The sequence below is a fragment of the Erythrobacter aureus genome, assembly GCF_003355455.1.
Lineage (GTDB): Bacteria > Pseudomonadota > Alphaproteobacteria > Sphingomonadales > Sphingomonadaceae > Qipengyuania > Qipengyuania aurea.
Genome location: NZ_CP031357.1, coordinates 2,418,468 through 2,444,278, shown reverse-complemented (window position 1 = coordinate 2,444,278; position 25,811 = coordinate 2,418,468). Strand labels below are relative to the sequence as shown.

Sequence of the window (25,811 nt, the reverse complement as noted above, 5' to 3'; positions counted from 1 at the left end):
GGCGCACCGCTTACCCGTCCTCTTCCTCGTCCAGCCCCGAAAACTCGAAATTGCCGATCTTGATCTTGGGGCTGAGGTCGAGCCAATTGGCGAGCACTTCGAAATCCAGGGTCGCGGGATAATTCGCCAGTGCGGCGCGGCTTTCATGGAGGCGCAGGACCAGGCGTTTTTTCTTGCGGCGCAGCGCGCTGGTGGTGAGCGAGACCTTGCTTCCGCCACCCAGCCTGCGCGCGAGGCGAAAGCCGAGGCCCCAGGTCATCCCTTCGCGCAGATCGTCGTCGCTGGCGAGCTCGCGCAGCTTATCGGGTAATTCGGTACGTCCCATGCTGCCGAACAGGGCGGCGCAGATCATGGCCCGGCCGCGCGCGTCGAGGTCGATCCAGCGTTTGCCCAAGGCCCATTCGATCGCGTGGCTGCTCCGCAGGTTCGGCTCGACTCGCTGGAGCGCGCCGGACAATTGCGCCGCGGCCAGCCGCAGGCGTTCGTTCACGCGGCCATCGCCATCCGCCAGCTCCACCGTCCAGGCGGCGAGCAGAGCCGCTTCGGTGATCGAGGCATCGCGCGGCCCGGCATAGGCGGCGACCCCGGCAAGCAGCGGATCGGCGCGCATCTGCGCCGGATCGAGCCGGGCATAGAGCAGCCCTTCGCGGATACCCCAGGAGGAGAAGACCAGCTCGTCCGGTTCGACCGCGTCGAGCAGCGGGCGCAGCAGGGCGGCGGCATCGGGCAGATAATGCGCGCGCATCGGAGTGATGCCGCTGATGTCCATCAACGCTTCCGGCTTCGCCGCGACCAGCTCGCCGGCCAGCCGCCGCGCATCGTCGGGTGCCAGGGTGAAGCCGTGCGGGTCGGTCAGCGGATAGTCGAAATACCGCATGGCATAGGCCGCCAGCGCCCGCCAGGTGCCGCCGATCATATATATCGGGCCGGGATGCGCGACAGCCCAGCCGACGCCGGCGAGCCGATCGTGCACATGCCGGGCGAAGGCATCTTGTCCGGCGGCGCGCAGCGCGGGCAGGCGCAAGGTTCCCAGAGCCAGGCTGGCGGCCTCGTGACACGCGTTCTTGGCGATGGAAACGAGTTCGAGGCTACCCCCACCGAGGTCCGCGACCACTCCCTTTGCGCCGGGAAAGGCTCCCAGCGCGCCCATTGCCGAGGCGCGGGCCTCTTCCTCGCCCGACAATAGCCGTGGTTCGAGCCCGAGATCGGCGACCCGATCGAGGAATTCCGCGCCGTTCTCCGCCTCGCGCGCGGCGGCCGTCGCGACCGTCTGGACATCGTCGATCCCGAGATCGCGGATGATAAGCGCATAGCGCGCCAGCGCGCCCAGCGCCTCGTCGGCGGCTTCGTCGGGGATGCGGCCCGTCAAAGACAGGTCCCGCCCGAGCCGGGCGGCGACTTTTTCGTTCCAAACCACTTCGGGCGCGCGTCCGGTGCCTTCGTAAATGACCATCCGTACGGTGTTCGAACCGATGTCGATCACTGCCCGCGGAGGCTGCATCAGTCGACGCTGCCACTTGGCCGAACGCGATTTGTTCACGTGGTGCCGTCCCGCAGCGTCAATCGCGGGACTTCGTGATCGGCAAGCGCGGCACCGCGGCCCGAAAGTGATGGATTGGCCATGAAATACTGGTGGCAGTTGAAGCCGCCATCTCCCTGTCGCATACGGTGATACTGGCCGTCCGGCTCCAGTACCCAGCTTTGTTCGGTATCGAGGATATTGGCCAGCATGACCTGTCCCAATACCTGATCGTGCACGGTTTTGTTGGTGATCGGCACCATCACCTCGACCCGGTGTTCGAGATTGCGGCTCATCGCATCGGCGCTGGTCAGGAAAACCTTGGCCTGGCGGCTCGGCATCGTCTTGCCGTTGGCAAAGGCCCAGACGCGTGAATGTTCGAGGAATCGGCCGATGACGGATTTGACGCTGATATTTTCCGAAATGCCCGGCAGCCCCGCCCGCAGGCTGCAAATGCCGCGCACCACCATGCGGATTTCGACCCCCGCCTGGCTCGCTTCGTAGAGCTTGTCGATCATCGCCCGGTTGGTGATCGAATTGAGCTTGACCCAGATGCCTGCCGGCTTGCCCGCTTTCGCATTGGCGATTTCGGCGTCGATCAGTTCGTAGAGCTTTTCCTGCAGGCCGATAGGGGAAAGCGCCAGCTTCTCGAGATCGTCGGGCTCGATGTAGCCGGTGATGAAATTGAACATCTTGGCGGCATCGCGCCCCAGCGCCGGATCGGCGGTGAAGAAGCTCAGGTCGGTGTAGATCTTCGCATTGACCGGATGATAATTGCCCGTGCCGAAATGGCAGTAGGTACGGTACCCGTCCTCCTCGCGCCGCACGACCAGGCTGACCTTGGCATGGGTCTTCCAGTCGGTGAAGCCGTAGATCACCTGCACCCCGGCGCGCTCCAGCTCGCTCGCCCAGTGGATGTTGCGCTCCTCGTCGAAGCGGGCCTTCAGCTCGACCACGGCGGTTACCGCCTTGCCGTTCTGCGCGGCCTCGATAAGCGCGGCGATTACCGGCGACTGATCGCCCGCGCGGTACAGCGTCTGCTTGATCGAGACCACCGCCGGATCCCGTGCGGCCTGGCTGAGGAAATCGACCACCACGTCGAAGCTCTCGAACGGGTGATGAATGACGATGTCCTTTTCGCGGATGGCGGCGAAGCAATCCCCGTCATGTTCCAGGATGCGTTCGGGATAGCGCGGACTGAAAGGTTCGAACTTGAGGTCCGGGCGCGGCTCGTTGCAGATCGCCGAAAGGTCGGCAAGGCCCAGCATACCGCCGGTCTTGACGACCATCGCCTCTTCCACCTCGAGCTGTTCGCGCAGGAGCGTTTCGGCCACTTCGTCGCAATCGTCGTCCAGTTCCAACAGGACGGCGCGCCCCCGGCGGCGACGTTGAATGGCGGTGCGGAAATAGCGCACCAGATCCTCGGCCTCTTCTTCCACTTCGATGTCGCTGTCGCGGATGACGCGGAAAATTCCGTCCCCCAGCACTTTGAAGCCGGGGAATAGCTGGTCGGCATATCGCGTCACGAGCTGTTCGATCGAAACGTATATCGCATCGTCCCCCGGCACGCGCACGAATCGCGGAGCGCCGCTGGGGATCAGCACCATTTCGATCAAGTCCGCCTGGCGCTTCCCGCGCTTCAGCCGAAAAATCACCCCGATCCCCTTATTGGCCACGAAGGGGAAGGGGTGACTGGGATCGATCGCCTGAGGGGTGATGAGCGGCAGAATGTCGCTTTCGAAATACTCGGCCAGCCAGTTCTGCTGGCTTTCCGGCAGATCGTCGATCGCGGCGATCAGGATACCTTCTTCGGCCAGCAGGCCGCGCAGCGTCTCCAGGCTTTCCTGTTGTCGGTCTTCCAATGCCGAAAACTGTTCGCGAATGGCGGCAATTTGCTGGCGCGGGCTGGTGCCGTCGATTCCCTGGGTTTCGATTCCGCGCTGTACCTGGCCTTCGAGGCCGGCGACGCGCACCATGATGAACTCGTCGAGATTGCTGGCCGAGATCGACAGGAACCGCAGGCGTTCAAGCAAGGGATATCGCTCGTTCTCGCTTTCGGCGAGCACGCGCCGGTTGAACGAAAGCCAACTGAGTTCGCGATTGGTATAGCGGTCGCCCCGCGCTGGCGGCGCGTTCGTTCCGGCGTCATTGGCCGGGGTGGTCCGGGCAGCTTCGGCAGTCATGCGGGTACGGTTGCGGCCATGGGCCTCGATTGTGACGGTCGGGTTACAGAATGCTTGAAAGGCGCGCTAAAGGAAAGGGTTGACAGACGCACCTTGTTTCCTGGGCGTGCCGCATTTATGTCGCATCGCACCATGAAGCGTACCCATCTGCCCCTGAACGCCTTGCGCGTCTACGATGCCGCCGCAAGGCATTTGTCCTTCACCCGCGCCGCGGACGAGCTGGCGGTGACCCCGGCAGCGGTCGGCCAGCAGATTCGCGCGCTGGAGGATCATCTGGGCACGGTGCTGTTTCGCCGTACCAGCAAGGGGCTTGAACTGACGCAGGAAGGGGCTGCCGGGCTCGATGCGCTGCGAGAAGGGTTCCTCAAATTCGAGGAAAGCGTTTCGGCGATGCAGGCGGGGCAGGCATCCGACAGCTATACCATCGCCTGTCCACGCGAATTCTATGCCCAGTGGCTGGCACCGCGCCTGGCGAAGTTCGGGGAAGCCAATCCGGAGATCAAATTCACCTTCGTCGCGGACGAAAATGCCGACTTCACCGAAACAAATCTCGATTGCGCGATTCGCCTGGTCGACGGGCCGGGTGACCTGCAAGGCATCGAACTGGACGAGGCGCGCCGTGTTACCGTGGCGCGGCCCGGGGATCAGGGCGGCGCGCCCGACCAGTGGATCGACTGGGGCCTTCCGCTGCAGGACGGTATGGCGGCGCATGTGACGGTTTCCAACGCAGGACAGGCTTTGTCCTCGGCCCTGGCCGGCCTGGGCAAGGCAATTCTGCCCGAACTCCTGGCGAAGGAATCGATCGAGGCCGGCAAGCTCGAGGTGCTCGATGGACCGCACACCGGTACGCGGGCCTATTGGCTGGTTGCCCCGACACCGCAATGGCGGACCAAGAAGGTCAAGTCTCTGGTATCGTTCCTTTCGGCGGGGTGAGGGGTCGGTGGGGTGAGGGGCTCTCGGCGACTGGCCGCGACATTATTGCCGGGGATCAGACCCTTGTTTTTTAACGACTATAATATGCTTTACCGGGCGTAAACCATAATAGGTTCCGGATTATTTCTGTTTTCCCTGGATAGGGCCTGATGGGCTGAACAGGGACAAACGGAATGACGGGCTTTTTCCGAAAGCTTATAGCGGATCAGCAAGGCAACACGCTGGCGATTTTCGCCGCCGCCCTGATTCCGCTGACCATCGTCATCGGCAGCGGTCTGGATTTGAGCATCGCATACATGGCCAAGGCCAAACTGCAGAACGCCTGCGACGCCGCCGTGCTGGCAGGCCGCCAGTCGATGAATGGCTCGACATGGTCGGATGCCGTCGAGGAAGAAGCGAACAGGTTCTTCGATTTCAATTTCCCCGATGGCACGCTCAACACAAGCCCTACCGCGTTCAGCGTCACCCACAACCAGGTTAACACGGCCGAAATCATCGGGACCGCCAGCACGACCGTGCCGACTTCGCTGATGTTCATCTTCGGTTACGATCGGATACCGATTTCGGCCAGTTGTGACGCAACGCGCGATTTCGGCGCGAATGACGTCATGCTGGTGCTCGACGTCACCGGGTCGATGAACGAACCGCCCAGCATCGGTGGCGATCGCCGGATTGTCCGGCTGCGCCGAGGTGCGATCGGTCTGTTTCGCGCTTTGCAGGACGATGGCGACAGATCGACGACCCGGTTCGGCATCGTGCCATATTCGCAAACCGTGAATGTCGCCCGCCAGCTCCGAAACCGAGATATTCTCAGGGAACAGCTCTACCCGAGTGGCGCATACCGTTGGAGGTCTTGCCGACAAGAATACAGCTTTTGGTGGCGAAGGTGGGATACCTCCTATTGCGGGAGCGTGGGAACCTACAATAACTATGGCGATATTCCCTTCGTAGGATACCGGAATGTTCGTAGGGGGGTCCGTGATTTTGGCCAGGTTCTCGGCTTGGTCTATCGGGGGGAAGCCTTGATAAATATCAACAATTCGAGCTGGGGCAGCGGCGGCGACGAGAATGGGAACCGCCAAAGATTCCGTACCAGTGGTGATGGTTGTATCGAAGAACGCGCAAGCATCGGATCGCCAAGCAATCCAATCCAGATCACTACGAATGTAACTGCTGATGATATCGACCGGGCTGCAGCCAATGGCAACGATGCAGCGCTTCAATTCGGTCGTTATGACCCTGGCGTTCTACCATCGGGCATAGGTATTGGGTTCGCTTCTTGTCCGTCAGAAGCATTGAAACTGGATACCTACGATTCAGAGCAAGCCTTCCAGACTGCGATCAACAATACCACCGCGAGAGTGGGAGGTTGGACGTATCATGATATCGGTTTGCTATGGGGCGCGCGCTTCCTGTCTCGCACTGGCATATTCGCGGCGGACAACCCCAATGCGGCCGGAGCTTTGCCGATAAACCAGCACATGATTTTCATGACTGATGGCGAACTGAGGACGGACAACAGCGCTTATTCCGCATACGGCGTTCAACGCTTTCAAAACCGTGTGAGGGGCGCTGGCACGCTCAATGAAAGGCACGCCGAGCGGTTCCGGTCGATCTGCAACGTGCTGAGAGCGCGGGGGGTGACGATCTGGATCATCGCCTTCGACGTCAATGCCGATGAAGCCGTCGAAAACTGCGCGACGAGCGACGAGCATTTCTTCAACAGCGATGGTTCCGATCTTGAAGAGGTCTTCGCGGAAATCGGTCGCGGTATCGGCAGTTTGAGATTGAGCCGCTGATGCGTCAGACCCCTCTCATTCACCGGCTCCGTATGGATGAACGCGGTGCGACCATCGTCGAATTCGCGATGATCGTAGGGCCGATGTTGCTGCTGCTCCTGGGCGGACTGGATCTGGGTTATCAGAGCTATGTCCGCTCGACCATGCAGGGTGCCTTGAACGATGCGGCTCGTACTGCTTCGGTGGAAAATCCGGTCCTCGGCGTATCCGGGGATACGGTCGAGGCACAGGTCGAAGCCCTGATCCAGCAGACTGTATCGCATATCGCGCCGAATGCCACCATCGCCGTTACCCAGAAAAGCTATTTCGATTTCTCCTCCATTGGAAATCCCGAGCCGTTGATGCGGGATAACAACGGAAACGGTCAGTACGATGCCGGTGACGACGATTGTTTCGAAGATTCCAATGGTAACGGCAGGTACGATACCGATGCCGGGTCGGACGGTATTGGCGGAGCGGACGATGTGGTTCTCTATACCGCGACCATTTCGGCTCCGCGGCTGATGCCGATCCATGCCTTTATTCCCACGCTGGGATCGACCATCGAATACACGCTGGAAACGGCAGTGAGGAACCAGCCATACGACCGGCAGGCAGCCCCGGCGGTGATCTGTGGGTAATATGCTGAAAACCCTGCGCCAGGATACACGCGGCCTCGCGCTGATCGAATTTGCCTTTGCAGCGCCGATTTTCCTCACACTGGTGCTTACCGGGCTGGAATTGTCCAACCTTGCGCTCGCGAATATGCGGGTGAGCCAGATGGCCATGACCGTAGCCGACAATGCCGGACGCGTGAATGCGGGCATCGACGAGGCGAATATCTACGAAGTTTTTGCCGGGGCCGCGGTGATCGCCAAGGGGCTCGATTTCGAATCCAATGGGCGGATGGTGCTCTCCTCTCTGGAGGACAACGGTAGAAGGAACAGAGGGGCCGGGCAGATGATTGGGTGGCAGCGCTGCTGGGGCGGGGATACCTCGATCGAACCCGCTTATGGCGAAGAAGGCGACGGGCGCAGGGATGCCAGTCTGGCGGACGGTTTGGGCGCGGAGGGCCGCAGGATCACCGCGGCTCCTGGCACGGCAGTGATGTTCGTGGAAGTGACCTACGATTACCAGCCGCTGATCTCGACCGGGTTCTTCGACCCGCCAAGGATCCGCCACGAAAGCGCCTTCAATGTGCGCGGGCGGCAGAACAATCGGATCAGTAACACGCAGAGGCTCGCCGTGATGAGCTGCTGACCTGCCCGGGCGCCCACGCGCCTTTGCGGGCCGCGATCCTCGGGCGGGCGTTCGGGCCTAGGCAGCGTCCGAAGCGTCGAAATGGGCGAAGATATCGGCCAGGCCCGGCGGGTCCTGCTCCTGGCGCAGCCGGGCGAGCGCCTCGGCGATGTCGAGCCGATATTCCAGCGTCGGCCCGTCCTGCGCCACGCGCTGCCCGCCCAGCCGCCGGATAAAGCGCATCGCCGCCGTGTTCTCGTAAAGCACATGCGCGGTCAGCGCCTCCAGCGCATCGTCGCGCGTATCCAGCAGCAGCGTCGCCGCCAGCAAACGCCCCAGGCCGAGCCCGTGATAGTCGTCGACCACCCCGACCGAAAATTCCGCCACCCGGTCGCCCGCATCGGGCCGCATGGCATGGACCACGCCCATGGCGGGCTGCGCAGGGTCCGACAGGTCGATCGCCCCCCAGGCGAGATGCAGCACGCCGTCGACATCCAGCAGCCGCTCGATCACCCAGTCGGGGGGCGTGGTGGCGCCGGAAAAGAACCGCAGATAGCGCGAGCGCGGGCTCATCCGCGCAATCCCCTCGCGCAGCCGCCCCTCATCCTGGGGCGAGACGGTCCGGATGCAGATCTCCCGCCCGTCCTCCAGCCGCGTCAGGATGGAGGCATCGCCTCGGGCTTCCTGCCAGCGCGGCGCGGCCTTGCGGTTCGTGTCGTCACCCATGGGTATCCTTGGCTCCCGCGCGCACTTGCGATCGGGATCGAAGCTAGGGCTTTTGCGCAGAGCTTGCCAGTGCCGAGATGTCGGCGGAGTTCGCACAGGTCCCGTCGCCGCCGCCCTCTCGCGCCAGTCGCTCGGCAAAATGGCGGGAGAGCGCGCATTCCCGCGCATCCTCCCCGCTCCCGCTCCCGCTCCCGCTCCCGCACCCGGCAGCGCGGGCGGGGGGCAGGCCCGCGAGCACTTCGCGGCGGATGCGTTCGTAAACGGGGTGGCCGGGGCGGATATGCTCGGAATAGCGTTCGGGGCGGCGGTTGCGCAGGAAGAACATCACCAGCGCCTCATTATGCTTCACGCCGTAAGTGACGATGCCGCCATCGCCATCGCTCTTCCATTCGGGCACGCCCTCGATCGCACGGGCGAGCGCGCTGTCCTCCAGCCGCTGCACCCCGCGCTCGATCGCCGCATCCCAGGCGGCGGCAAACCCCTCCGCGCCGGGTTTGTTACGCAGCTTGTAGAGCGCCTCCATGCTCTTCCCGATGGAACGCGCCGCCTGCGTGACGATCCCCGTGGCGGCCAGGCTGGCGACGAAGCGCCGCTGGAGCGTCGGCGTGATCGAATTGCGGCGGGGGGCCTTGTGGAGATAGGGCGCGAAACCGAGCAGCGGATCGTCCGCGGCAGGCTCGGGCGCGATATGGGCAACGGCCGAGGTGGCTTGGCGAGCGATAGCGCGGGTGGGGGTGGTCATATTGCTCTCCGTCATTGCGAGGAGCCGCAGGCGACGCGGCAATCCAGCTTCCGACCTTGCAAAATGCGGCGAGGGCAGGAGATGGATTGCTTCGCTACGCTCGCAATGACGAGTAGGAAAATGCTCTCCATCCGGCAAAATAACCGAGCCGCAGGCGGAGGCGGCGCGAAGCGCCAACGCAAGGCGCGCGGATGCGTCGCGCCCGGCGCTTGAGGGCGAAACACTAACTCGCGGGTAAGGCTGGTATCCTCCCCGAACCGGGGAGGGGGACCATCCTCGGGATGGGGGAGGGGCATGTCCGGCATCTCCGCCGGTCCGCCATCCGCGCCAGTCCGGCTATCGGCGGGCTCTGCGCCGGTTGGAGTCACACAAAGGCGCGAAGACACGAAGGGCTCTGTGGGGCTGGGGTCGTCCATAACCCACCCCACAATGCACATTCCCGCGAAGTAGGAAAATGGTTTCTGGCTGGCGAATAACCGAGCCGCGGGCGAGGCAAGGGCGACCGCGCGCCCGCAACGACGCGGACGAAGTCCGCATGAGCGAGGAAGCCAAAGCGTCAAATTTCGATGCTCAGTACCCAATCGATATTGATCGCCCAATCAAATTTGAAATTGAAAAGGGCGAAACCGTGGCCCAAGTGCTTTCTAGACTGAAGGCAGCGTTACCTTTCACATTGCGATTTGAAATGATCGCGCCTCGAAGTCAGACCCCGCATTCTGATTTGACTGACTCAGAATTGCCCGCGCTCGGAGGTGCCACTACGGCGCGAAAAGTATTCCGACACTTGGTTCAGTCTCTTCCAAGTGGTTGGAAAATTACGGCGCTTCCCGGATATGTCATTATGTACAAGAACGATCCCCGAAAAATACCGAGCGGGAATGTGGTGGCTGCCTCCACTTGACCCATCCCCCATTCCACTATGTGCGCGGCCATCCGGTGTTGGAGCCGCCTCGCGTGATTCCCCCATCGGTCAGATAGAGCTGAACATTGCCGGTCATGTCCCGGGGCCTGTCGCTCCCGCGACAAAGCTCTCTCCTCGTACAACGGGCGACCCACAACCCCTTGTAACGCCGAAAAAACACCCCATCTAACACTCAGCTACCAGTCGTGATCGACGGTCCTGAGGGCCAGTTGCCCTCCCTTCTTTCCATTTCGCCTTCTAGCCACCGCGCACAAGCGGTCGCTCCTGAGCGCCTGCGCGAAATCGAAGGAAGATTTCCCATGACACATTATGGCACCATCAAGAGCTACGACGCCGGCAAGGGCCAGGGCATGATCACCCCCGAACAGGGCGGTGATGTGCTGAAGTTCGAAAAGTCCGATCTCAAGAAGGAATCCTCGGCTCCCCAGCAGGGCCAGCGTTTCGGCTATGAAACCAAGCAGGTCGGCGGTGGACAGCCGCAGGCCATCAACCTGCGTCAAGAAGAGCAGGGCGAAGGCCAGGGCGCCAAGCATCGCGACCAGGCAAAGCAGCAGCAGAGCTGATCCGAGACCACTTCCCGGGCGCACTCACTCCGCGCCCGGGCCTTTTTGACGCTCACAGAAATATCGAAGGCAGGCCGGGCCATGGACCTCAACGGATTACTCCACGAACACCAGGTCGCGGTCATGAAAGCCGCCGCCTCAGGCGATGGGTCGGCGCGAGACAACCATTTCGCCAAGGTCGTCGAATATGCCGAGCGCGTTCGCGCGCTGAGAAGGATCGATCCCATGACCAAGACCCCCGCATCCGCCGACGGTCCACCTACCATAATCTATGGATCCTATGCGGGCGAGACCTCCGCGCCTTCGCACTCCGCCCCGATCGCATCGTGGGAAGATGAGGGTGGGGCATTGAACCCGCCCGAGGTCACCCTTCCGAGAGGTGTGACGAGCAAGGCGCTTCGGCAGTATTATGTCGGGCCCTATGTCTACCAGGACCTCGACCTGGCGGTTGCCGAACATCTGCGTCAGTTGAGCGCTGCCGCTCGACCCACGGCTTGACCACCCCCCCCTTCCGCACTATGTGCGCGGCCATCCGGTGTTGGAGCCGCCTCGCGTGATTCCCCCATCGGTCAGATAGAGCTGAACATTGCCGGTCATGTCCCGGGGCCTGTCGCCACTAGCGATCGGGCTCTTTTCTATTGAGGCAGACCAGGAGGCGAAGCGCCCCGGATCAGGTCCGGGGCTGCGGTCCCCGGAAGGGGCGCCTTCCGGGAACCTTGGGGCAGCCGTCAAAGTAACCCGGTGGCCGTGTGGGCCGATGGGTGGAGTGTTTCAGGCTCGCGAAGATGACGCGCGAAGAGCGCGGCGTTTTGTCCAGCACTGTCCCAGATCGGGTCCGGGACGACGTTGGAACGCGAAGCTTCGGACAATCCATCCGACCCCCGCAAGTTGTCGCCAATCCGCGAAGGGCCGCCCTGTGTGGCTTTGAACGGAACCTCATCGGGGAAAGTGGGAACCGGTTTCCCGCCCGGATGAGGTGACCTGACCGGGCAAGTCGCCCGGTCAGCAAGCAAGGTGAAGAGAAAGAACTCATATGCCGACGATCAACCAGCTGGTCCGCAAGGGCCGCGTTCCGCAGAAGGCCAAGAGCAAGGTCCCTGCGATGGAGCAGAACCCGCAGAAGCGCGGCGTTTGCACCCGCGTCTATACGACGACCCCGAAGAAGCCGAACTCGGCTCTGCGTAAAGTTGCCAAGGTTCGCCTGACCAACCAGCGCGAAGTCATCTCCTACATCCCGGGCGAAGGCCACAACCTGCAGGAACACAGCGTCGTGCTGATCCGCGGCGGCCGTGTGCGCGACCTTCCCGGCGTGCGCTACCACGTCCTTCGCGGCGTGCTCGACACGCAGGGCGTCAAGGACCGCAAGCAGAGCCGCTCCAAGTACGGCGCCAAGCGTCCGAAGTAAGGGGTAAGGGCTCGCCGCCCGCGCTGAGGTGGGTGGCGAGGTTTCGAGTTTTTTATGGGGTGCGGTCGAGACCTCCGTCTCGACCTTGCGGTTCCAGCCCTCTCCCCCACCCGACCACCCAATGATGCCCATAAGCTATGGGTGGTCGGGTGGGGAGAGGGCCGGCACCGACCCCAAAGGCAGCACGGAGGTGCTGCCGCACTCCGAAGGAGTTATACGAAATGTCACGTCGTCGTCGTCCCGAGAAGCGGGAAATCCTGCCCGATCCCAAGTTCGGTGATCAGGTCCTGTCGAAGTTCATGAACAACCTCATGCTCGACGGTAAGAAGGCCGTTGCCGAGAAGATCGTCTATGGCGCGCTCGACACGGTCGAGAACAAGGCCAAGGCCAATCCGGTCGAGCTGTTTCACGCAGCGCTCGACAACATCAAGCCGCAGGTCGAAGTGCGCAGCCGCCGTGTCGGCGGTGCGACCTATCAGGTGCCTGTGGAAGTGCGTCCCGAGCGTGCCCAGGCGCTGGCCATTCGCTGGCTGATCTCGGCCGCGCGCGGTCGCCCCGAGACCACCATGTCGGCCCGCCTCTCGGGCGAGCTGATGGATGCGGCCAACAATCGCGGCAACGCGGTGAAGAAGCGCGAGGACACGCACCGCATGGCGGACGCGAACCGCGCCTTCTCGCACTACCGCTGGTAAGGCTCGTCTGGCAGGCCGTTCCGCCGAAACGCGGAACGGTCGCCGGGCGGTCACATTAAGGACCCAAGGGGCGGCGCATCTGTCACCCCGAACCCACGAGGAATTTCACATGGCCCGCGAATATCCGCTCGAGCGGTACCGCAATATCGGCATCATGGCACACATCGATGCCGGCAAGACCACCACGACCGAACGCATCCTCTACTACACCGGCAAGTCCTACAAGATCGGCGAAGTCCACGACGGCGCCGCGACCATGGACTGGATGGAGCAGGAACAGGAACGCGGCATCACCATCACCTCGGCTGCGACCACGACCTTCTGGTCGGCCGAAGACGGTGAAGGCCCCAAGCACCGCATCAACATCATCGACACCCCAGGCCACGTCGACTTCACTATCGAAGTCGAACGCTCGCTCCGCGTGCTCGACGGTGCGGTCGCAGTCTTCGACGGCGTTGCCGGCGTCGAACCGCAATCCGAAACCGTATGGCGCCAGGCCGATAAATACGGCGTTCCGCGGATGTGCTTCGTGAATAAATTGGACCGCACCGGCGCGGACTTCTATTATTGCGTTCAGTCGATCATCGACCGCCTCGGCGCGAACCCGCTGGTGCTCTATCTCCCGATCGGCGCGGAAAGCGATCTGCAGGGCGTTGTCGACCTGGTGAACAACCGCGGCATCGTATGGCAGGCCGAAGACCTGGGCGCGAAGTTCGACTATGTCGATATTCCCGCCGACATGGCCGACAAGGTCGCCGAATACCGCGAGAAGCTGATCGAGACTGCCGTCGAGCAGGACGACGATGTCATGGAAGCTTACCTCGAAGGTAACGAGCCCGACGCAGCGACGCTCAAGCGGCTCATCCGCAAGGGCACCATGGCGCGCGACTTCGTGCCCGTGCTGTGCGGTTCGGCGTTCAAGAACAAGGGTGTTCAGCCCCTGCTCGACGCCGTGGTCGATTACATGCCGAGCCCGCTCGACGTTCCGGCCATCAAGGGCGTCCTGCCCGACAGCGACAAGGAAGACACCCGTCCGTCTTCGGACGAGGCTCCCTTCGCTGCACTGGCCTTCAAGATCATGAACGACCCGTTCGTCGGCTCGCTCACCTTCACCCGGATCTATTCGGGTCACCTCACCAAGGGTTCGGTGCTGAACTCGGTGAAGGAGAAGAAGGAAAAGATCGGCCGCATGCTGCTGATGCACTCGAACAATCGCGAGGACATCGACGAGGCATTCGCCGGCGATATCGTGGCGATCGCGGGTCTCAAGGAAACCACCACCGGCGACACGCTGTGTGCGTCCAACGCTCCGATCATTCTCGAGCGGATGGAATTCCCCGAGCCGGTGATCGAGCTGTCGGTGGAACCCAAGACCAAGGCCGACCAGGAAAAGATGGGCGTTGCGCTCAATCGCCTGGCAGCCGAGGATCCCAGCTTCCGTGTCACGACCGACCACGAATCGGGCCAGACGATCATCAAGGGCATGGGCGAGCTTCACCTCGACATCCTGGTCGATCGCATGAAGCGCGAGTTCAAGGTCGAGGCGAATGTCGGTGCGCCGCAGGTGGCGTATCGCGAATATCTCGGCAAGCCGGTCGACGTCGACTACACCCACAAGAAGCAGTCGGGTGGTTCGGGTCAGTTCGGTCGTGTCAAGGTCAAGGTCACCCCGGGTGAGCGCGGCCAGGGCTTCGTCTTCGAAGACGAGATCAAGGGCGGCAACATTCCGAAGGAATACATCCCGGCGATCGAAAAGGGCTTCCGCGAGCAGGCCGAAAGCGGCCATCTCGTCGGCTTCCCGATCATCGACTTCACCGTCAATCTGTATGACGGTGCGTACCACGACGTCGACTCGAGCGCGATCGCGTTCGAGATCGCTGGTCGCGGTGCGATGCGCGAAGTCGCAGACCGTGCGGGTATCAAGCTGCTCGAGCCGATCATGAAGGTCGAAGTCGTGACCCCCGAGGACTATCTCGGCGACGTCATCGGCGACCTCAACTCGCGTCGTGGCCAGATCCAGGGCACCGACAGCCGCGGCAATGCGCAGGCGGTCGACGCCTTCGTGCCGCTGGCGAACATGTTCGGTTACGTGAACGAGCTGCGTTCCTTCACCCAGGGCCGCGCTCAGTACTCGATGCAGTTCAGCCACTATGACGAAGTGCCGGCCAACGTCGCGCAGGAAGTCAAGGAGAAGCTTGCGTAAGCCAGCTTTGAGGTCTAGGGGCGGCGCCTGATTCCGCGGGCGCCGTTTCCTCCCCCGCAGAAATCCCAAATTTTTAGACAGAGGTTATTGGAAAATGGCGAAGGAAAAGTTCGAGCGCAACAAGCCGCACGTCAACGTTGGCACCATCGGTCACGTCGACCACGGCAAGACCACGCTGACTGCTGCGATCACCAAGGTGATGGCAGAAACCTACGGAGGTGCGGCCGTCGATTTCGCGAACATCGACAAGGCGCCCGAAGAGCGCGAGCGCGGCATCACCATCTCGACCGCGCACGTCGAGTACGAAACCGACGCACGTCACTACGCGCACGTCGACTGCCCGGGTCACGCCGACTACGTGAAGAACATGATCACCGGTGCCGCACAGATGGACGGCGCGATCCTGGTCGTGAACGCAGCCGACGGCCCGATGCCCCAGACTCGCGAGCACATCCTGCTTTCGCGTCAGGTCGGCGTACCTGCGCTGGTCGTTTACCTGAACAAGGTCGACCAGGTCGACGACGAGGAAATCCTCGAACTCGTCGAGCTGGAAGTCCGCGAACTGCTCAGCGAATACGACTTCGATGGCGACAACATCCCGATCGTCAAGGGTTCGGCTCTGGCCGCCCTCGAGGGTCGTGACGACGAAATCGGTAAGAACTCGATCATCGAGCTCATGAAGGCCGTCGACGAAAACATCCCGCAGCCCGACCGCCCGGTCGACCAGGACTTCCTGATGCCGATCGAAGACGTGTTCTCGATCTCGGGCCGTGGTACGGTTGTTACCGGCCGCGTCGAAACCGGCGTTGTGAACGTTGGCGACGAAGTCGAAATCGTTGGCATCAAGGACACCACGAAGACGACCGTGACCGGCGTCGAAATGTTCCGCAAGCTGCTCGACCGCGGTGAAGCCGGCGACAACATCGGTGCCCTGATCCGCGGTGTCGGCCGTGACGAAGTCGAGCGTGGCCAGGTCCTCGCCAAGCCGGGTTCGGTTACGCCGCACACCGAGTTCAGCGCAGAAGTCTATGTCCTGTCGAAGGACGAAGGCGGCCGTCACACGCCGTTCTTCGCGAACTACCGTCCGCAGTTCTACTTCCGCACCACCGACGTCACCGGCGAAGTGATCCTTCCCGAAGGCACTGAAATGGTGATGCCGGGCGACAACGTGACGATCAACGTCAAGCTGATCGCTCCGATCGCCATGGACGAAGGTCTGCGCTTCGCTATCCGCGAAGGCGGCCGTACCGTCGGCTCGGGCGTTGTGGCGAAGATCACCAAGTAATCTTCCCGCGAAAGCGCATCAAATCGTTGGCCCGCTCCTGGAAACGGGGGCGGGCCTTCGCGTTTTAGTGAGGGCATGCGAACCGTGCGGGAGCACGGTTTGTCGCTTCCCGTCCCGTCTGGCAAAATTGGACGGAATTCGGGGGTTGCCAGATACGGGTTAGGCCCGTATACGCGCGCCAACAGACGGGGATTCGTCCCCGACACACAATTTCAGTAGGGCCGCCCACTGACGGGAAACCGCAACGTGGGGCTGGCCTTTGTTTTTTGAGGGGCTCACGCTCCTTTGGCTCTTTCGCATCGGTGTAGGTAATGGAAGCTCAGAATATCCGCATTCGCCTCAAGGCGTTCGACCATCGCGTTCTCGACCAGGCAACTGGCGAAATCGCAGACACCGCGCGTCGTACGGGTGCTCTTATTCGTGGCCCCATTCCCATGCCGACGCGCATCGAGAAGTTCACTGTGAACCGCGGCCCGCACATCGACAAGAAGTCGCGCGAGCAGTTCGAGGTGCGCACCTATAAGCGGTTGCTCGACATCGTGCAGCCCAACGCCCAGACCGTCGATGCGCTGATGAAGCTCGACCTTGCTGCGGGCGTGAATGTGGAAATCAAACTCGCCTGATCCGCGACATGATTTTCCGTCCTCCTGCCGGACGTTAAGTGGGTAGGGAAGTTAAGGGGCGCTCGATAGCCCCGCCGGATCACAAGATCAGGCAAGACATCGGGATACCGCCGGATCTGATCCGGGTCTGCGTCCCCCGTCTCGCTGCCAAGGCTCTTCAAGAGCTGCGGTGGCACTCAGCCCGGACGGGGCGACGCATCACAAACGGGCTGGCAAGCACCTCGGATGGGCCGGGGTGCCTCTGTTTTAGGAGTTTTACGATGCGCACTGGCGTTATCGCAAAGAAAGTCGGGATGACCCGCCTCTTCCAGGAGGACGGTCGGCACGTGCCGGTTACCGTTCTCGCGCTGGAAAATTGCCAGGTTACCGCTCACCGTACCGAAGACCGCGATGGCTATTTCGCAGTCCAGGTCGGCTCGGGCGAAGCCAAGCAGAAGAACGTGAACAAGCCGCAGCGCGAAGCCTTTGCCAAGGCCGAGGTTCCGCTGAAGATGAAGGTCGCCGAATTTCGTGTCGACACCGAAGAGGCCCTGCTTCCCGTCGGTGCCCGCATTTCGGCCGAGCACTTCATTGCCGGCCAGAAGGTCGACATCACGGGTCACACCCAGGGTAAGGGCTTTGCCGGCGCCATGAAGCGTTGGGGCTTCGGTGGTCTGCGTGCCACCCACGGTGTCTCGATCTCGCACCGTTCGCACGGTTCGACGGGTAACCGTCAGGATCCGGGCCGCGTGTTCAAGGGCAAGAAAATGGCCGGTCACATGGGTGATCGTCAGCGCACCCAGCAGAACCTTGAAATCGTGCGCACAGACGCCGATCGCGGCCTGCTCTTCGTCAAGGGCTCGGTCCCGGGTGCGAAGAACGGCTGGTTGCTGGTAAAGGACGCGGTCAAGATCAACCACGAGGAACTGCCGTTCCCGGGCGTGATGTATCGCAACCAGGACGAATTCGCTTCGGAAGAAGCGGCTCCCGGCCTGGTCGAGAGCTCTGCCGAGCACGAAGTGGGTACCGAAGTTTCCGCCGAACAGCAGGAAAAACTGCTGAAGGAACAGGAAGCCGGTGCCGACACCGAAACCACCACCGATACGCCCGCAGCCGACACCGGCTCGGACGAGAACAAGGAGGGCTGATCCGTGAAGGTGAAGGTCCAGAAAATCGACGGCAAGGCGTCGGGCGACATCGAACTGAACGATGACGTGTTCGGTCTCGAGCCGCGTGCCGACATCCTGCACCGGGTTGTCACCTGGCAGCTCGAAAACCGCCGCGGCACCGCCCGCCCTACGCGCGAGCGTTCGGACGTTGCTCGCACCGGCAAGAAGTGGGGTCGCCAGAAGGGTGGCGGCACGGCTCGCCACGGCGATCGCGGCGCTCCGATCTTTATCGGGGGCGGCAAGGCTCACGGTGCGCGCAAGCGTGACTTCGAGCAGTCGCTGAACAAGAAGGTCCGCGCTCTCGGGCTCAAGATGGCTCTGTCCAGCAAGGCGAAGGACGGCCTCGTCGTCGTCGACAGCCTCGAGCTCAAGGACGCCAAGACCAAGGCGCTTGTCGCAACCTTCGGCAAGAACGGGTGGAGCGGCAAGGTCCTCGTGATCGACGGTGAAAGCGTCAATGACGGTTTCAGCAAGGCTGCCCGCAACATCCCCGGCGTCAATGTGCTGCCGGCGATGGGTGCCAACGTCTACGACATCCTGAAGCACGACACGCTGGTTCTCACCAAGGACGCGGTCGAAAAGCTGGAGGCCCGTTTCAATGGCTAAGAAGCAGGAAGTGGAAGCGCGTCACTACGACGTCGTGCTCGCACCGCATATCACCGAGAAGGCCACGCTGGCGTCGGAACACAACGCCGTCGTCTTCAAGGTCGCCAACGATGCCACCAAGCCGCAGATCAAGGAAGCGGTCGAGGCGATCTTCGGCGTCAATGTGACGGGCGTGAACACCATCGTGACGAAGGGCAAGACCAAGCGCTGGAAGGGCAAGCCCTACAAGCGCGTGGACATGAAGAAGGCCATCGTCACCCTGAAGGACGGCGATTCCATCGACGTCACCAGCGGTATCTGAGGGGCTAGAGAGTAATGGCACTCAAGAACTACAAACCAACGAGCCCGGGCCGTCGCGGCCTGATCCTCGTCGACAAGTCGGGCCTCTACAAGGGCAAGCCGGTCAAGTCGCTCGTCGAAGGCAAGCGCAAGACCGGTGGCCGTAACAACAAGGGCCACGTCACTTCGCGCGGCATGGCCGGCGGCCACAAGCAGAAGTACCGCTATGTCGACTTCAAGCGTCGCAAGTGGGACGTCGAAGGCACCGTCGAGCGCCTGGAATACGACCCGAACCGCACCGCGTTCATCGCGCTGGTGAAGTACGACGACGGCGAACTGGCCTATATCCTTGCTCCGCAGCGTCTGGCTGTCGGCGACAAGGTCATCGCTGCCGAGAAGGCCGACACCAAGCCCGGCAACGCCATGTTGCTTGGCCAGATGCCGGTCGGAACGATCTGCCACAATGTGGAAATGAAGCCGGGCAAGGGCGGCCAGATCGCCCGCGCCGCAGGTTCCTACGTCCAGCTGGTCGGTCGCGATCGCGGCATGGTAATCGTGCGTCTCAACAGTGGTGAGCAGCGTTATCTGCGCGCCGACTGCATGGGCACCGTCGGTGCCGTGTCGAACCCGGACAACCAGAACCAGAACCTGGGCAAGGCCGGTCGTCGCCGCTGGATGGGTATCAAGCCGCTGACCCGCGGTGTCGCCAAGAACCCGGTCGACCACCCGCATGGTGGTGGTGAAGGCCGTACCAGTGGTGGCCGTCATCCGGTCACTCCGTGGGGTAAGCCGACCAAGGGCGCCCGTACCCGCAAGAACAAGCAGACGGACAAGTTCATCATCCGTTCGCGCCACGCGAAGAAGAAGAGGTAATCCGACATGGCTCGTTCCGTCTGGAAAGGTCCGTTCGTCGAGCTCAGCCTTCTGAAGAAGGCCGAGACCGCTCAGGACGCTGGTGGCTCCAAGCCGATCAAGACCTGGTCGCGCCGTTCCACCATCCTGCCGCAGTTCGTTGGTCTGACGTTCAACGTCTACAACGGTCATAAGTTCATCCCGGTCTCCGTTTCGGAAGAGATGGTCGGCCACAAGCTCGGTGAATTCGCGCCCACGCGCACCTTCCCGGGCCATGCTGCCGACAAGAAGGGTAAGCGCTGATGAGCAAGCAGAAAGCACCCCGTCGCGTAGCCGACAACGAGGCGCTCGCCGTCGGAACCACGATCCGTGGTTCGGCGCAGAAGCTCAACCTCGTGGCCGAGCTGATCCGCGGCAAGAAGGCCGAAGAGGCGCTCAACATCCTCGCTTTCTCGAAGAAGGCGATGGCCAAGGACGCCACGAAGGTTCTCGCATCGGCGATCGCCAATGCGGAAAACAACCACAACCTCGATGTCGACGCGCTGGTCGTTGCCGAGGCTTCGGTGGGCAAGTCGATTACCATGAAGCGGTTTCACACCCGTGGTCGCGGCAAGTCGACGCGCATCCTGAAGCCGTTCAGCCGCCTTCGTATCGTCGTCCGCGAGCAGGAAGAGGCGTAAGATGGGCCAGAAGAGCAATCCGATCGGTCTGCGCCTGCAGATCAACCGTACCTGGGACAGCCGCTGGTACGCCGAAGGGCGTGACTATGCCAAGCTGCTCAGCGAAGACATCGAAATCCGCAAGCACATCGTCGAGAACCTGCCGCAGGCAGCGATCTCGAAGGTGGTGATCGAGCGCCCGGCCAAGCTGTGCCGCATTTCGATCTACGCGGCCCGTCCCGGTGTGATCATCGGCAAGAAGGGCGCGGACATCGAAAAGCTGCGCGCCAAGCTGTCGAAGATGACCGAAAGCGAAGTGAAGCTGAATATCGTCGAAATCCGCAAGCCGGAAATCGACGCCAAGCTCGTCGCCCAGGGTATCGCCGACCAGTTGATCCGCCGCGTTGCATTCCGCCGCGCGATGAAGCGCGCCGTGCAATCGGCCCTCCGCCTTGGCGCGGAAGGCATCAAGATTGTCTGCGGCGGCCGTCTCGGCGGTGCGGAAATCGCCCGCGTGGAATGGTATCGCGAAGGCCGCGTGCCGTTGCACACGCTGCGCGCCAATGTCGACTATGCGGAAGCCGAAGCGCTGACCGCCTACGGGATCATCGGCATCAAGTGCTGGATCTTCAAGGGTGAGATTATGGCGCATGACCCGACCGCCCAGGATCGCCTCATGATGGAAGCCCAGACCTCGGGCGTCCGTCCGGCGCGCTGATTGCAGGATTAGGAAAGAACCATGCTGCAACCGAAGAAAACCAAGTACCGCAAGGCCTTCAAGGGCAAGATCAAGGGCGACGCCAAGGGCGGAACCACCTTGAACTTCGGCTCCTATGGCCTGAAGGCGCTGGAGCCCGAGCGGATCACCGCGCGCCAGATCGAAGCTGCGCGTCGTGCGATCACCCGCCACATCAAGCGTCAGGGTCGCCTTTGGATCCGCGTCTTCCCCGATGTGCCGGTGTCCAAGAAGCCTGCCGAAGTCCGTCAGGGTAAGGGCAAGGGTTCGGTCGAATACTGGGCCGCCCGCGTGAAGCCGGGCCGCATCCTGTTCGAACTCGACGGCGTCGCCGGTCCGCTTGCTGCCGAGGCGTTCGAGCGTGCGGCGATGAAACTGCCGATCAAGACCAAAGTCGTTGCCCGCCTGGGCGACACCTCGCACCTGGGAGGCGAATGATGGCCAAGATTGAAGACCTGCGCCAGAAGTCGGACGACCAGCTGGCCGAAGAGCTGACCACGCTGAAGCGCGAGCAGTTCAACCTCCGCTTCCAGGCGGCCACGAACCAGCTTGAGGCTCCGGCCCGCATTCGCGAAGTGCGTCGCACGATCGCCAAGATCAAGACGCTGCAGACCGAACGCGCGACCAGCGCCGAAGCCAAGGCTTAAGGAGTAGACCATGCCCAAGCGTATTCTTATCGGGACCGTCACCTCCGACAAGACCGACAAAACCGTTACCGTGCTCGTCGAGCGCAAGGTGAAGCATCCCCTCTACGGGAAGATCATCCGCCGTTCGAAGAAGTACCATGCCCATGACGAAAAGAACGAGTTCACGCTCGGTGATGTCGTGCGTATCGAAGAAACCAAGCCGATCTCCAAGACCAAGACCTGGCAGGTGATCGACCGCGTTACCGCAGGCGGCACGCAGGCTGTCGAGGCCGACCTCGAAGTCGAAGCCGCAGGTAACTGAAGGCAATTAGACGTAGGAACTGCCGGGCATCGGTCCCGGCAAGCCATTGAGAAGGAACCGGATCGATGATCCAGATGCAATCCAATCTCGACGTCGCGGACAACAGCGGCGCCAAGCGCGTCCAGTGCATCAAAGTACTGGGCGGCTCGAAGCGCCGGACTGCCTCCGTGGGCGACGTGATCGTGGTTTCCGTCAAGGAAGCCCAGCCGCGCACCAAGGTGAAGAAGGGCGATGTCCATCGCGCTGTCATCGTACGCACGAAGAAGGATGTTCGCCGCCCCGATGGCAGCGTGATCCGCTTCGACAGCAACGCCGCGGTGCTCGTGAACAAGAGCGAAGAGCCGATCGGCACCCGTATCTTCGGCCCCGTCGTGCGCGAACTGCGCGGTCGTGGCTTCATGAAGATCATCTCGCTTGCTCCGGAGGTGCTGTAATGGCCGCCGCTAAGATCAAGAAGGGTGACAGCGTCGTCGTCCTGTCCGGCAAGGACAAGGGCAAGACCGGCACCGTCGCGAAGGTCATGCCGAAGGACGGCAAGATCGTCGTCGAAGGCGTCAACATCGCTGCCCGTCACCGCAAGCCGACCCAGCAGAACCCGCAGGGTGGTATCGACCGCTTCGAGGCGCCGATGGCCATCAGCAAGGTTGCTCTGGCAGATCCGAAGGATGGCAAGCCCACCCGCGTCCGTTTCGAAGAGAAGGACGGCAAGAAGGTGCGCGTCGCCGTGAAGTCCGGGGAGACCATCGATGGCTGATTATACCCCTCGCATGAAGCAGCGCTATGACGAGCAGATCGTCAAGGCGATGACCGAGAAGTTCGGCTACAAGAACGCTCTCGAAGTTCCGAAGCTGGAAAAGGTGACGCTCAACATGGGCGTCGGCGAAGCCAGCCAGGACAAGAAGAAGGTTCAGACGGCCGCCGAGGAAATGGCTCTGATCGCCGGCCAGAAGCCGGTTATCACCAAGGCCAAGAAGTCGATCGCGCAGTTCAAACTGCGTGAAGGCATGCCGATCGGTTGCAAGGTCACCCTGCGCCGCGAGCGCATGTACGAGTTCATGGATCGTCTCGTGACCGTGGCCATGCCGCGCATCCGCGACTTCCGTGGCCTCAATCCGAAGTCGTTCGACGGCCGTGGCAACTACGCCATGGGCCTGAAGGAACAGATCATCTTTCCCGAGATCAGCTACGACCAGATCGACAAGGTCCGCGGGATGGACATCATCGTAACCACGACGGCGAAGACCGACGAAGAGGCGCGCGAACTGCTCCGCCTGTTCGGTTTCCCGTTCCCGGCTGAAGAGTCGGAAGAGAAGGAGGCGGCGTGAGCCGCTAATAGAGGAACTTAAGTCCAATGGCGAAACTGAGTTCGATCAACAAGAACGAGCGTCGCAAGAAGCTCGTCAAGCAGTATGCGGACAAGTACGCGAAGCTGAAGGCTATCGCGAACGACGAAAGCCTCGATGAGAGCGAGCGTCTTATCGCGCGCCTCAAGATGGCGGAACTGCCGCGCAATGCGAACCCGACCCGGGTGCGCAACCGCTGCTCCACCACCGGCCGCCCCCGCGGCTACTACCGCAAGTTCGGCCTCAACCGCATCGAACTGCGCGACCTCGGCAACAAGGGCCTGATCCCAGGCCTGACCAAGTCGAGCTGGTGAGGTAAAGACAGATGGCTATGACCGATCCCTTGGGTGATATGCTCACCCGCATCCGCAACGGCCAGCGCGCGAAGAAGGACAGTGTCCTGTCGCCCGCCAGCAAGCTGCGTGCGAACGTTCTCGAAGTGCTTCAGCGCGAAGGCTACATCCGTGGCTACAGCGAAGACGCTTCGGGCAAGCACCCCGCGCTGCGGATCGAACTTAAGTATTTCGAGGGCGAACCTGCGATCAAGCATGTTGCCCGCGTCTCCAAGCCTGGCCGTCGCGTCTATTCGGGTTCGAAGGAACTTCCGATTGTGCGCAACGGCCTCGGCATCACCATCGTCTCGACGCCCAAGGGCGTGCTTTCGGATGTCGAAGCGCGTACCGAAAACGTCGGCGGCGAAGTGCTGGCGGAGGTGTTCTGATGAGCCGCATCGGCAAGAAGCCGGTGGCGATCCCTAGCGGCGTCACCGCCAATATCGACAACGGCACGCTCAGCGTGAAGGGGCCCAAGGGTACCCTCAGCATGGGCCTGTCCGACCTGATCGAGTACAAGCTCGAAGACGGCGAAATCTCGATCAAGCCGGCCAACGACACGCGCGCCGCTCGCAACCACTGGGGTATGCAGCGCACGCTCGTGTCGAACCTGGTCGAGGGCGTGACCGAAGGGTTCACCAAGGTCCTCGAGATCAACGGTGTCGGTTATCGTGCGCAGGCGCAGGGCAAGAAGCTCAAGCTTCAGCTCGGCTTCTCGCATGACGTCGACCTCGACGTGCCGGAAGGCCTCGAGGTGAAGACGCCCGACCAGACGACCGTCGAGATCAGCGGTATCGACAAGCAGGCCGTGGGCCAGTTTGCGGCGAACGTCCGCAAGTGGCGCAAGCCCGAACCCTACAAGGGCAAGGGCATCAAGTACCGCGGCGAGTATATCTTCCGCAAGGAAGGGAAGAAGAAGTAAGATGGCAAAGCTCTCTCTCTTTGAACGTCGCCGTCGCCGGGTCCGCACCGCGCTCCGCAACGTGTCGGGTGGCAAGCCCCGTTTGTCGGTGCACCGCACCGGCAAGCACATCTACGCGCAGATCATCGATGATGCGGCCGGCAAGACCGTTGCCGCCGCCTCGACGCTCGGTGCCAAGGGCTCAGGCGCCAATGTCGAAGCCGCCAAGAAGGTCGGTGGCGACATCGCCGCTGCTGCCAAGAAGGCCGGCGTGACCACCGTCGTGTTCGATCGCGGTGGCTTCCTATTCCATGGCCGCGTCAAGGCGCTGGCCGACGCCGCTCGCGAAGGCGGGCTGGAGTTCTGATGATGGCTGACGACAAGAAAACCGAAAACACCGAAGCCGAGACCAAGGTCGAAGAGACCAAGGTCGAAGCGACCGAGGCAAAGGCCGAGACCGAAGCGGCCGTGACCAAGGAAGAGCCGGCAGTAGCCGATACTCCCTCGGAAGCTGCCGCCAACCAGAGCCCGGCTCAGGGTGCAGAAGGGCAGCCGCAGCAGCGCGAAGGTCGTGGCCGCGGTGGCCGCGGTGGCAATGATCGCGGACGCGGTCGTGGCGGCCGTGACAATCGTCGCGGTAACCGCCGCGAGGAAGAAGACGACGGCATCATCGAGAAGCTCGTCCACATCAACCGCGTCAGCAAAACGGTGAAGGGCGGTAAACGCTTCGGTTTCGCTGCACTCGTGGTTGTCGGTGACGGCCAGGGCCGTGTCGGCTTCGGCAAGGGCAAGGCCCGCGAAGTTCCCGAAGCGATCAGCAAGGCGACCGCCGCTGCGCGCAAGAAGATGATCCGCGTCGCATTGAAGGAGGGCCGCACCCTCCATCACGACGGCAAGGGCCATTTCGGTGCCGGCAAGGTTACCGTCCGCACCGCGCCTCCGGGTACCGGCATCATCGCCGGTGGTCCGATGCGTGCCGTGTTCGAAAGCCTCGGCGTCGCCGACGTGGTGACCAAGTCGGTCGGCACTTCGAACCCCTACAACATGATCCGCGCCACTTTCGATGCGCTGACCAACCAGACTTCGCCGAAGTCGGTAGCTCAGCGTCGCGGCAAGAAGGTCGCCGACCTGCTTGGCCGTGGTGGCGCTTCGGAGGCAGAGGCTGAAGCCGATGCCGCCGCAATCGCGGAGTAA

Annotated in this window: 34 protein-coding genes and 1 pseudogene; 31 read left to right on the top strand and 4 right to left on the bottom strand. The window is 62.3% G+C overall.

Annotated elements, in window-relative coordinates:
• Positions 1–10: 10 nt before the first annotated feature.
• Positions 11–1,540 (bottom strand): Ppx/GppA family phosphatase, encoded by a 1,530-nt coding sequence (locus tag DVR09_RS11965; RefSeq protein WP_115417114.1) that lies wholly within the window; start codon positions 1,538–1,540, stop codon positions 11–13.
• Positions 1,537–3,702, bottom strand: coding sequence for an RNA degradosome polyphosphate kinase (locus tag DVR09_RS11960; RefSeq protein WP_115417113.1), 2,166 nt, complete (start codon positions 3,700–3,702; stop codon positions 1,537–1,539). Before DVR09_RS11960 ends, DVR09_RS11965 begins: the two co-directional genes overlap by 4 nt.
• 132 nt (positions 3,703–3,834) lie before the next feature.
• Here DVR09_RS11960 and DVR09_RS11955 point away from each other — a divergent pair, with 132 nt between their 5' ends.
• The 5 genes and pseudogenes from DVR09_RS11955 to DVR09_RS11940 all read left to right on the top strand — a co-directional run bounded on the left by DVR09_RS11955 (position 3,835) and on the right by DVR09_RS11940 (position 7,673).
• Complete coding sequence (locus DVR09_RS11955; protein ID WP_115417936.1) at positions 3,835–4,635, top strand: LysR family transcriptional regulator; 801 nt, start codon at positions 3,835–3,837, stop codon at positions 4,633–4,635.
• Positions 4,636–4,808: 173 nt separating this feature from the next.
• Positions 4,809–4,922: pseudogene (locus DVR09_RS17935) on the top strand (hypothetical protein); the annotation flags it as partial.
• Positions 4,923–5,243: 321 nt separating this feature from the next.
• The gene (locus DVR09_RS11950; RefSeq protein ID WP_234041431.1) at positions 5,244–6,434 is read left to right on the top strand and encodes a vWA domain-containing protein; all 1,191 of its coding nucleotides are present in this window, start codon (positions 5,244–5,246) and stop codon (positions 6,432–6,434) included.
• Positions 6,434–7,054, top strand: a complete 621-nt coding sequence (locus tag DVR09_RS11945) for a TadE/TadG family type IV pilus assembly protein (RefSeq protein WP_115417111.1) — start codon at positions 6,434–6,436, stop codon at positions 7,052–7,054. Before DVR09_RS11950 ends, DVR09_RS11945 begins: the two co-directional genes overlap by 1 nt.
• A gap of 1 nt (position 7,055) precedes the next feature.
• A complete protein-coding gene (locus DVR09_RS11940; RefSeq protein ID WP_115417110.1) occupies positions 7,056–7,673 on the top strand; it encodes a TadE/TadG family type IV pilus assembly protein in 618 nt (205 codons plus the stop codon).
• Positions 7,674–7,730: 57 nt separating this feature from the next.
• On the opposite strand, the gene DVR09_RS11935 is transcribed toward DVR09_RS11940, so the two are convergent.
• Entirely contained in the window at positions 7,731–8,378 is a 648-nt protein-coding gene (locus DVR09_RS11935) for a GNAT family N-acetyltransferase (RefSeq protein WP_234041430.1), read from the bottom strand.
• A 43-nt stretch (positions 8,379–8,421) separates the two neighbouring features.
• Positions 8,422–9,120: a hypothetical protein gene (locus DVR09_RS11930; protein ID WP_177822623.1), complete on the bottom strand. Its 699-nt coding sequence runs from the start codon at positions 9,118–9,120 to the stop codon at positions 8,422–8,424.
• Positions 9,121–9,655: 535 nt separating this feature from the next.
• Between DVR09_RS11930 and DVR09_RS17230 the strand changes: the two genes are divergently transcribed.
• The 26 genes from DVR09_RS17230 (at position 9,656) to rpsE (ending at position 25,811) form a co-directional block, all read left to right on the top strand.
• Positions 9,656–10,021: a hypothetical protein gene (locus DVR09_RS17230; protein ID WP_162814959.1), complete on the top strand. Its 366-nt coding sequence runs from the start codon at positions 9,656–9,658 to the stop codon at positions 10,019–10,021.
• Positions 10,022–10,227: 206 nt separating this feature from the next.
• A complete protein-coding gene (locus DVR09_RS11925) occupies positions 10,228–10,605 on the top strand; it encodes a cold-shock protein (RefSeq protein WP_234041429.1) in 378 nt (125 codons plus the stop codon).
• Positions 10,606–10,686: 81 nt separating this feature from the next.
• The gene (locus tag DVR09_RS11920; RefSeq protein WP_115417109.1) at positions 10,687–11,103 is read left to right on the top strand and encodes a hypothetical protein; all 417 of its coding nucleotides are present in this window, start codon (positions 10,687–10,689) and stop codon (positions 11,101–11,103) included.
• 535 nt (positions 11,104–11,638) lie between these two features.
• Positions 11,639–12,010 (top strand): 30S ribosomal protein S12, encoded by a 372-nt coding sequence (rpsL, locus tag DVR09_RS11915; RefSeq protein ID WP_006831873.1) that lies wholly within the window; start codon positions 11,639–11,641, stop codon positions 12,008–12,010.
• Positions 12,011–12,231: 221 nt separating this feature from the next.
• Positions 12,232–12,702, top strand: a complete 471-nt coding sequence (gene rpsG, locus DVR09_RS11910) for a 30S ribosomal protein S7 (RefSeq protein ID WP_115417108.1) — start codon at positions 12,232–12,234, stop codon at positions 12,700–12,702.
• Positions 12,703–12,811: 109 nt separating this feature from the next.
• Positions 12,812–14,905, top strand: a complete 2,094-nt coding sequence (fusA, locus tag DVR09_RS11905; protein WP_115417107.1) for an elongation factor G — start codon at positions 12,812–12,814, stop codon at positions 14,903–14,905.
• Between the two features lie 94 nt (positions 14,906–14,999).
• Positions 15,000–16,190, top strand: a complete 1,191-nt coding sequence (tuf, locus tag DVR09_RS11900) for an elongation factor Tu (RefSeq protein WP_115417106.1) — start codon at positions 15,000–15,002, stop codon at positions 16,188–16,190.
• Between the two features lie 311 nt (positions 16,191–16,501).
• Positions 16,502–16,813 (top strand): 30S ribosomal protein S10, encoded by a 312-nt coding sequence (gene rpsJ / locus DVR09_RS11895; protein ID WP_006831877.1) that lies wholly within the window; start codon positions 16,502–16,504, stop codon positions 16,811–16,813.
• A 260-nt stretch (positions 16,814–17,073) separates the two neighbouring features.
• Complete coding sequence (gene rplC, locus DVR09_RS11890) at positions 17,074–17,940, top strand: 50S ribosomal protein L3 (RefSeq protein ID WP_115417105.1); 867 nt, start codon at positions 17,074–17,076, stop codon at positions 17,938–17,940.
• Positions 17,941–17,943: 3 nt separating this feature from the next.
• Positions 17,944–18,567 carry a 50S ribosomal protein L4 gene (gene rplD / locus DVR09_RS11885; RefSeq protein WP_067504748.1) on the top strand — a complete coding sequence of 208 codons (624 nt, stop codon included), beginning with the start codon at positions 17,944–17,946 and terminating at the stop codon, positions 18,565–18,567.
• Positions 18,560–18,868, top strand: a complete 309-nt coding sequence (locus DVR09_RS11880) for a 50S ribosomal protein L23 (RefSeq protein WP_115417104.1) — start codon at positions 18,560–18,562, stop codon at positions 18,866–18,868. The genes rplD and DVR09_RS11880 overlap by 8 nt, the downstream gene beginning before the upstream one ends.
• Before the next feature lie 14 nt (positions 18,869–18,882).
• Entirely contained in the window at positions 18,883–19,719 is an 837-nt protein-coding gene (gene rplB / locus DVR09_RS11875) for a 50S ribosomal protein L2 (protein ID WP_115417103.1), read from the top strand.
• Positions 19,720–19,725: 6 nt separating this feature from the next.
• Positions 19,726–20,001 (top strand): 30S ribosomal protein S19, encoded by a 276-nt coding sequence (gene rpsS / locus DVR09_RS11870; RefSeq protein WP_050599053.1) that lies wholly within the window; start codon positions 19,726–19,728, stop codon positions 19,999–20,001.
• The gene (gene rplV, locus DVR09_RS11865; protein ID WP_067690121.1) at positions 20,001–20,378 is read left to right on the top strand and encodes a 50S ribosomal protein L22; all 378 of its coding nucleotides are present in this window, start codon (positions 20,001–20,003) and stop codon (positions 20,376–20,378) included. Before rpsS ends, rplV begins: the two co-directional genes overlap by 1 nt.
• A 1-nt stretch (position 20,379) precedes the next feature.
• Positions 20,380–21,075 carry a 30S ribosomal protein S3 gene (gene rpsC / locus DVR09_RS11860; RefSeq protein ID WP_115417102.1) on the top strand — a complete coding sequence of 232 codons (696 nt, stop codon included), beginning with the start codon at positions 20,380–20,382 and terminating at the stop codon, positions 21,073–21,075.
• Between the two features lie 21 nt (positions 21,076–21,096).
• A complete protein-coding gene (gene rplP / locus DVR09_RS11855) occupies positions 21,097–21,531 on the top strand; it encodes a 50S ribosomal protein L16 (RefSeq protein WP_115417101.1) in 435 nt (144 codons plus the stop codon).
• The gene (gene rpmC, locus DVR09_RS11850; protein WP_115417933.1) at positions 21,531–21,740 is read left to right on the top strand and encodes a 50S ribosomal protein L29; all 210 of its coding nucleotides are present in this window, start codon (positions 21,531–21,533) and stop codon (positions 21,738–21,740) included. Before rplP ends, rpmC begins: the two co-directional genes overlap by 1 nt.
• Positions 21,741–21,750: 10 nt before the next feature.
• Complete coding sequence (gene rpsQ / locus DVR09_RS11845; RefSeq protein WP_067690112.1) at positions 21,751–22,041, top strand: 30S ribosomal protein S17; 291 nt, start codon at positions 21,751–21,753, stop codon at positions 22,039–22,041.
• Positions 22,042–22,106: 65 nt separating this feature from the next.
• Positions 22,107–22,475 (top strand): 50S ribosomal protein L14, encoded by a 369-nt coding sequence (rplN, locus tag DVR09_RS11840; RefSeq protein ID WP_067464754.1) that lies wholly within the window; start codon positions 22,107–22,109, stop codon positions 22,473–22,475.
• A complete protein-coding gene (gene rplX, locus DVR09_RS11835) occupies positions 22,475–22,795 on the top strand; it encodes a 50S ribosomal protein L24 (protein ID WP_115417100.1) in 321 nt (106 codons plus the stop codon). The genes rplN and rplX overlap by 1 nt, the downstream gene beginning before the upstream one ends.
• Entirely contained in the window at positions 22,788–23,366 is a 579-nt protein-coding gene (rplE, locus tag DVR09_RS11830) for a 50S ribosomal protein L5 (RefSeq protein ID WP_115417099.1), read from the top strand. The genes rplX and rplE overlap by 8 nt, the downstream gene beginning before the upstream one ends.
• A gap of 26 nt (positions 23,367–23,392) precedes the next feature.
• On the top strand, positions 23,393–23,698 hold the full coding sequence (gene rpsN / locus DVR09_RS11825; RefSeq protein WP_067690105.1) for a 30S ribosomal protein S14: 306 nt from the start codon (positions 23,393–23,395) through the stop codon (positions 23,696–23,698).
• Between the two features lie 11 nt (positions 23,699–23,709).
• Positions 23,710–24,105, top strand: coding sequence for a 30S ribosomal protein S8 (gene rpsH, locus DVR09_RS11820; RefSeq protein WP_115417098.1), 396 nt, complete (start codon positions 23,710–23,712; stop codon positions 24,103–24,105).
• A complete protein-coding gene (gene rplF / locus DVR09_RS11815) occupies positions 24,105–24,638 on the top strand; it encodes a 50S ribosomal protein L6 (RefSeq protein WP_115417097.1) in 534 nt (177 codons plus the stop codon). Before rpsH ends, rplF begins: the two co-directional genes overlap by 1 nt.
• A gap of 1 nt (position 24,639) precedes the next feature.
• Positions 24,640–24,984 (top strand): 50S ribosomal protein L18, encoded by a 345-nt coding sequence (gene rplR, locus DVR09_RS11810; RefSeq protein WP_115417096.1) that lies wholly within the window; start codon positions 24,640–24,642, stop codon positions 24,982–24,984.
• Positions 24,984–25,811, top strand: a complete 828-nt coding sequence (gene rpsE, locus DVR09_RS17655) for a 30S ribosomal protein S5 (protein ID WP_234041428.1) — start codon at positions 24,984–24,986, stop codon at positions 25,809–25,811. The genes rplR and rpsE overlap by 1 nt, the downstream gene beginning before the upstream one ends.

Excerpts from the sequence above, each read along its gene's own strand:
- DVR09_RS11960 (WP_115417113.1), bottom strand. The coding sequence starts at position 3,702 with ATGACTGCCGAAGCTGCCCGGACCACCCCGGCCAATGACGCCGGAACG.
- DVR09_RS11955 (WP_115417936.1), top strand. The coding sequence starts at position 3,835 with ATGAAGCGTACCCATCTGCCCCTGAACGCCTTGCGCGTCTACGATGCC.
- DVR09_RS11950 (WP_234041431.1), top strand. The coding sequence starts at position 5,244 with ATGCTGGTGCTCGACGTCACCGGGTCGATGAACGAACCGCCCAGCATC.
- DVR09_RS11945 (WP_115417111.1), top strand. The coding sequence starts at position 6,434 with ATGCGTCAGACCCCTCTCATTCACCGGCTCCGTATGGATGAACGCGGT.
- DVR09_RS11940 (WP_115417110.1), top strand. The coding sequence starts at position 7,056 with ATGCTGAAAACCCTGCGCCAGGATACACGCGGCCTCGCGCTGATCGAA.
- DVR09_RS11935 (WP_234041430.1), bottom strand. The coding sequence starts at position 8,378 with ATGGGTGACGACACGAACCGCAAGGCCGCGCCGCGCTGGCAGGAAGCC.
- DVR09_RS11930 (WP_177822623.1), bottom strand. The coding sequence starts at position 9,120 with ATGACCACCCCCACCCGCGCTATCGCTCGCCAAGCCACCTCGGCCGTT.
- DVR09_RS17230 (WP_162814959.1), top strand. The coding sequence starts at position 9,656 with ATGAGCGAGGAAGCCAAAGCGTCAAATTTCGATGCTCAGTACCCAATC.
- DVR09_RS11920 (WP_115417109.1), top strand. The coding sequence starts at position 10,687 with ATGGACCTCAACGGATTACTCCACGAACACCAGGTCGCGGTCATGAAA.
- rpsL (WP_006831873.1), top strand. The coding sequence starts at position 11,639 with ATGCCGACGATCAACCAGCTGGTCCGCAAGGGCCGCGTTCCGCAGAAG.
- rpsG (WP_115417108.1), top strand. The coding sequence starts at position 12,232 with ATGTCACGTCGTCGTCGTCCCGAGAAGCGGGAAATCCTGCCCGATCCC.
- fusA (WP_115417107.1), top strand. The coding sequence starts at position 12,812 with ATGGCCCGCGAATATCCGCTCGAGCGGTACCGCAATATCGGCATCATG.
- tuf (WP_115417106.1), top strand. The coding sequence starts at position 15,000 with ATGGCGAAGGAAAAGTTCGAGCGCAACAAGCCGCACGTCAACGTTGGC.
- rpsJ (WP_006831877.1), top strand. The coding sequence starts at position 16,502 with ATGGAAGCTCAGAATATCCGCATTCGCCTCAAGGCGTTCGACCATCGC.
- rplC (WP_115417105.1), top strand. The coding sequence starts at position 17,074 with ATGCGCACTGGCGTTATCGCAAAGAAAGTCGGGATGACCCGCCTCTTC.
- DVR09_RS11880 (WP_115417104.1), top strand. The coding sequence starts at position 18,560 with ATGGCTAAGAAGCAGGAAGTGGAAGCGCGTCACTACGACGTCGTGCTC.
- rplB (WP_115417103.1), top strand. The coding sequence starts at position 18,883 with ATGGCACTCAAGAACTACAAACCAACGAGCCCGGGCCGTCGCGGCCTG.
- rpsS (WP_050599053.1), top strand. The coding sequence starts at position 19,726 with ATGGCTCGTTCCGTCTGGAAAGGTCCGTTCGTCGAGCTCAGCCTTCTG.
- rplV (WP_067690121.1), top strand. The coding sequence starts at position 20,001 with ATGAGCAAGCAGAAAGCACCCCGTCGCGTAGCCGACAACGAGGCGCTC.
- rpsC (WP_115417102.1), top strand. The coding sequence starts at position 20,380 with ATGGGCCAGAAGAGCAATCCGATCGGTCTGCGCCTGCAGATCAACCGT.
- rplP (WP_115417101.1), top strand. The coding sequence starts at position 21,097 with ATGCTGCAACCGAAGAAAACCAAGTACCGCAAGGCCTTCAAGGGCAAG.
- rpmC (WP_115417933.1), top strand. The coding sequence starts at position 21,531 with ATGGCCAAGATTGAAGACCTGCGCCAGAAGTCGGACGACCAGCTGGCC.
- rpsQ (WP_067690112.1), top strand. The coding sequence starts at position 21,751 with ATGCCCAAGCGTATTCTTATCGGGACCGTCACCTCCGACAAGACCGAC.
- rplN (WP_067464754.1), top strand. The coding sequence starts at position 22,107 with ATGATCCAGATGCAATCCAATCTCGACGTCGCGGACAACAGCGGCGCC.
- rplX (WP_115417100.1), top strand. The coding sequence starts at position 22,475 with ATGGCCGCCGCTAAGATCAAGAAGGGTGACAGCGTCGTCGTCCTGTCC.
- rplE (WP_115417099.1), top strand. The coding sequence starts at position 22,788 with ATGGCTGATTATACCCCTCGCATGAAGCAGCGCTATGACGAGCAGATC.
- rpsN (WP_067690105.1), top strand. The coding sequence starts at position 23,393 with ATGGCGAAACTGAGTTCGATCAACAAGAACGAGCGTCGCAAGAAGCTC.
- rpsH (WP_115417098.1), top strand. The coding sequence starts at position 23,710 with ATGGCTATGACCGATCCCTTGGGTGATATGCTCACCCGCATCCGCAAC.
- rplF (WP_115417097.1), top strand. The coding sequence starts at position 24,105 with ATGAGCCGCATCGGCAAGAAGCCGGTGGCGATCCCTAGCGGCGTCACC.
- rplR (WP_115417096.1), top strand. The coding sequence starts at position 24,640 with ATGGCAAAGCTCTCTCTCTTTGAACGTCGCCGTCGCCGGGTCCGCACC.
- rpsE (WP_234041428.1), top strand. The coding sequence starts at position 24,984 with ATGATGGCTGACGACAAGAAAACCGAAAACACCGAAGCCGAGACCAAG.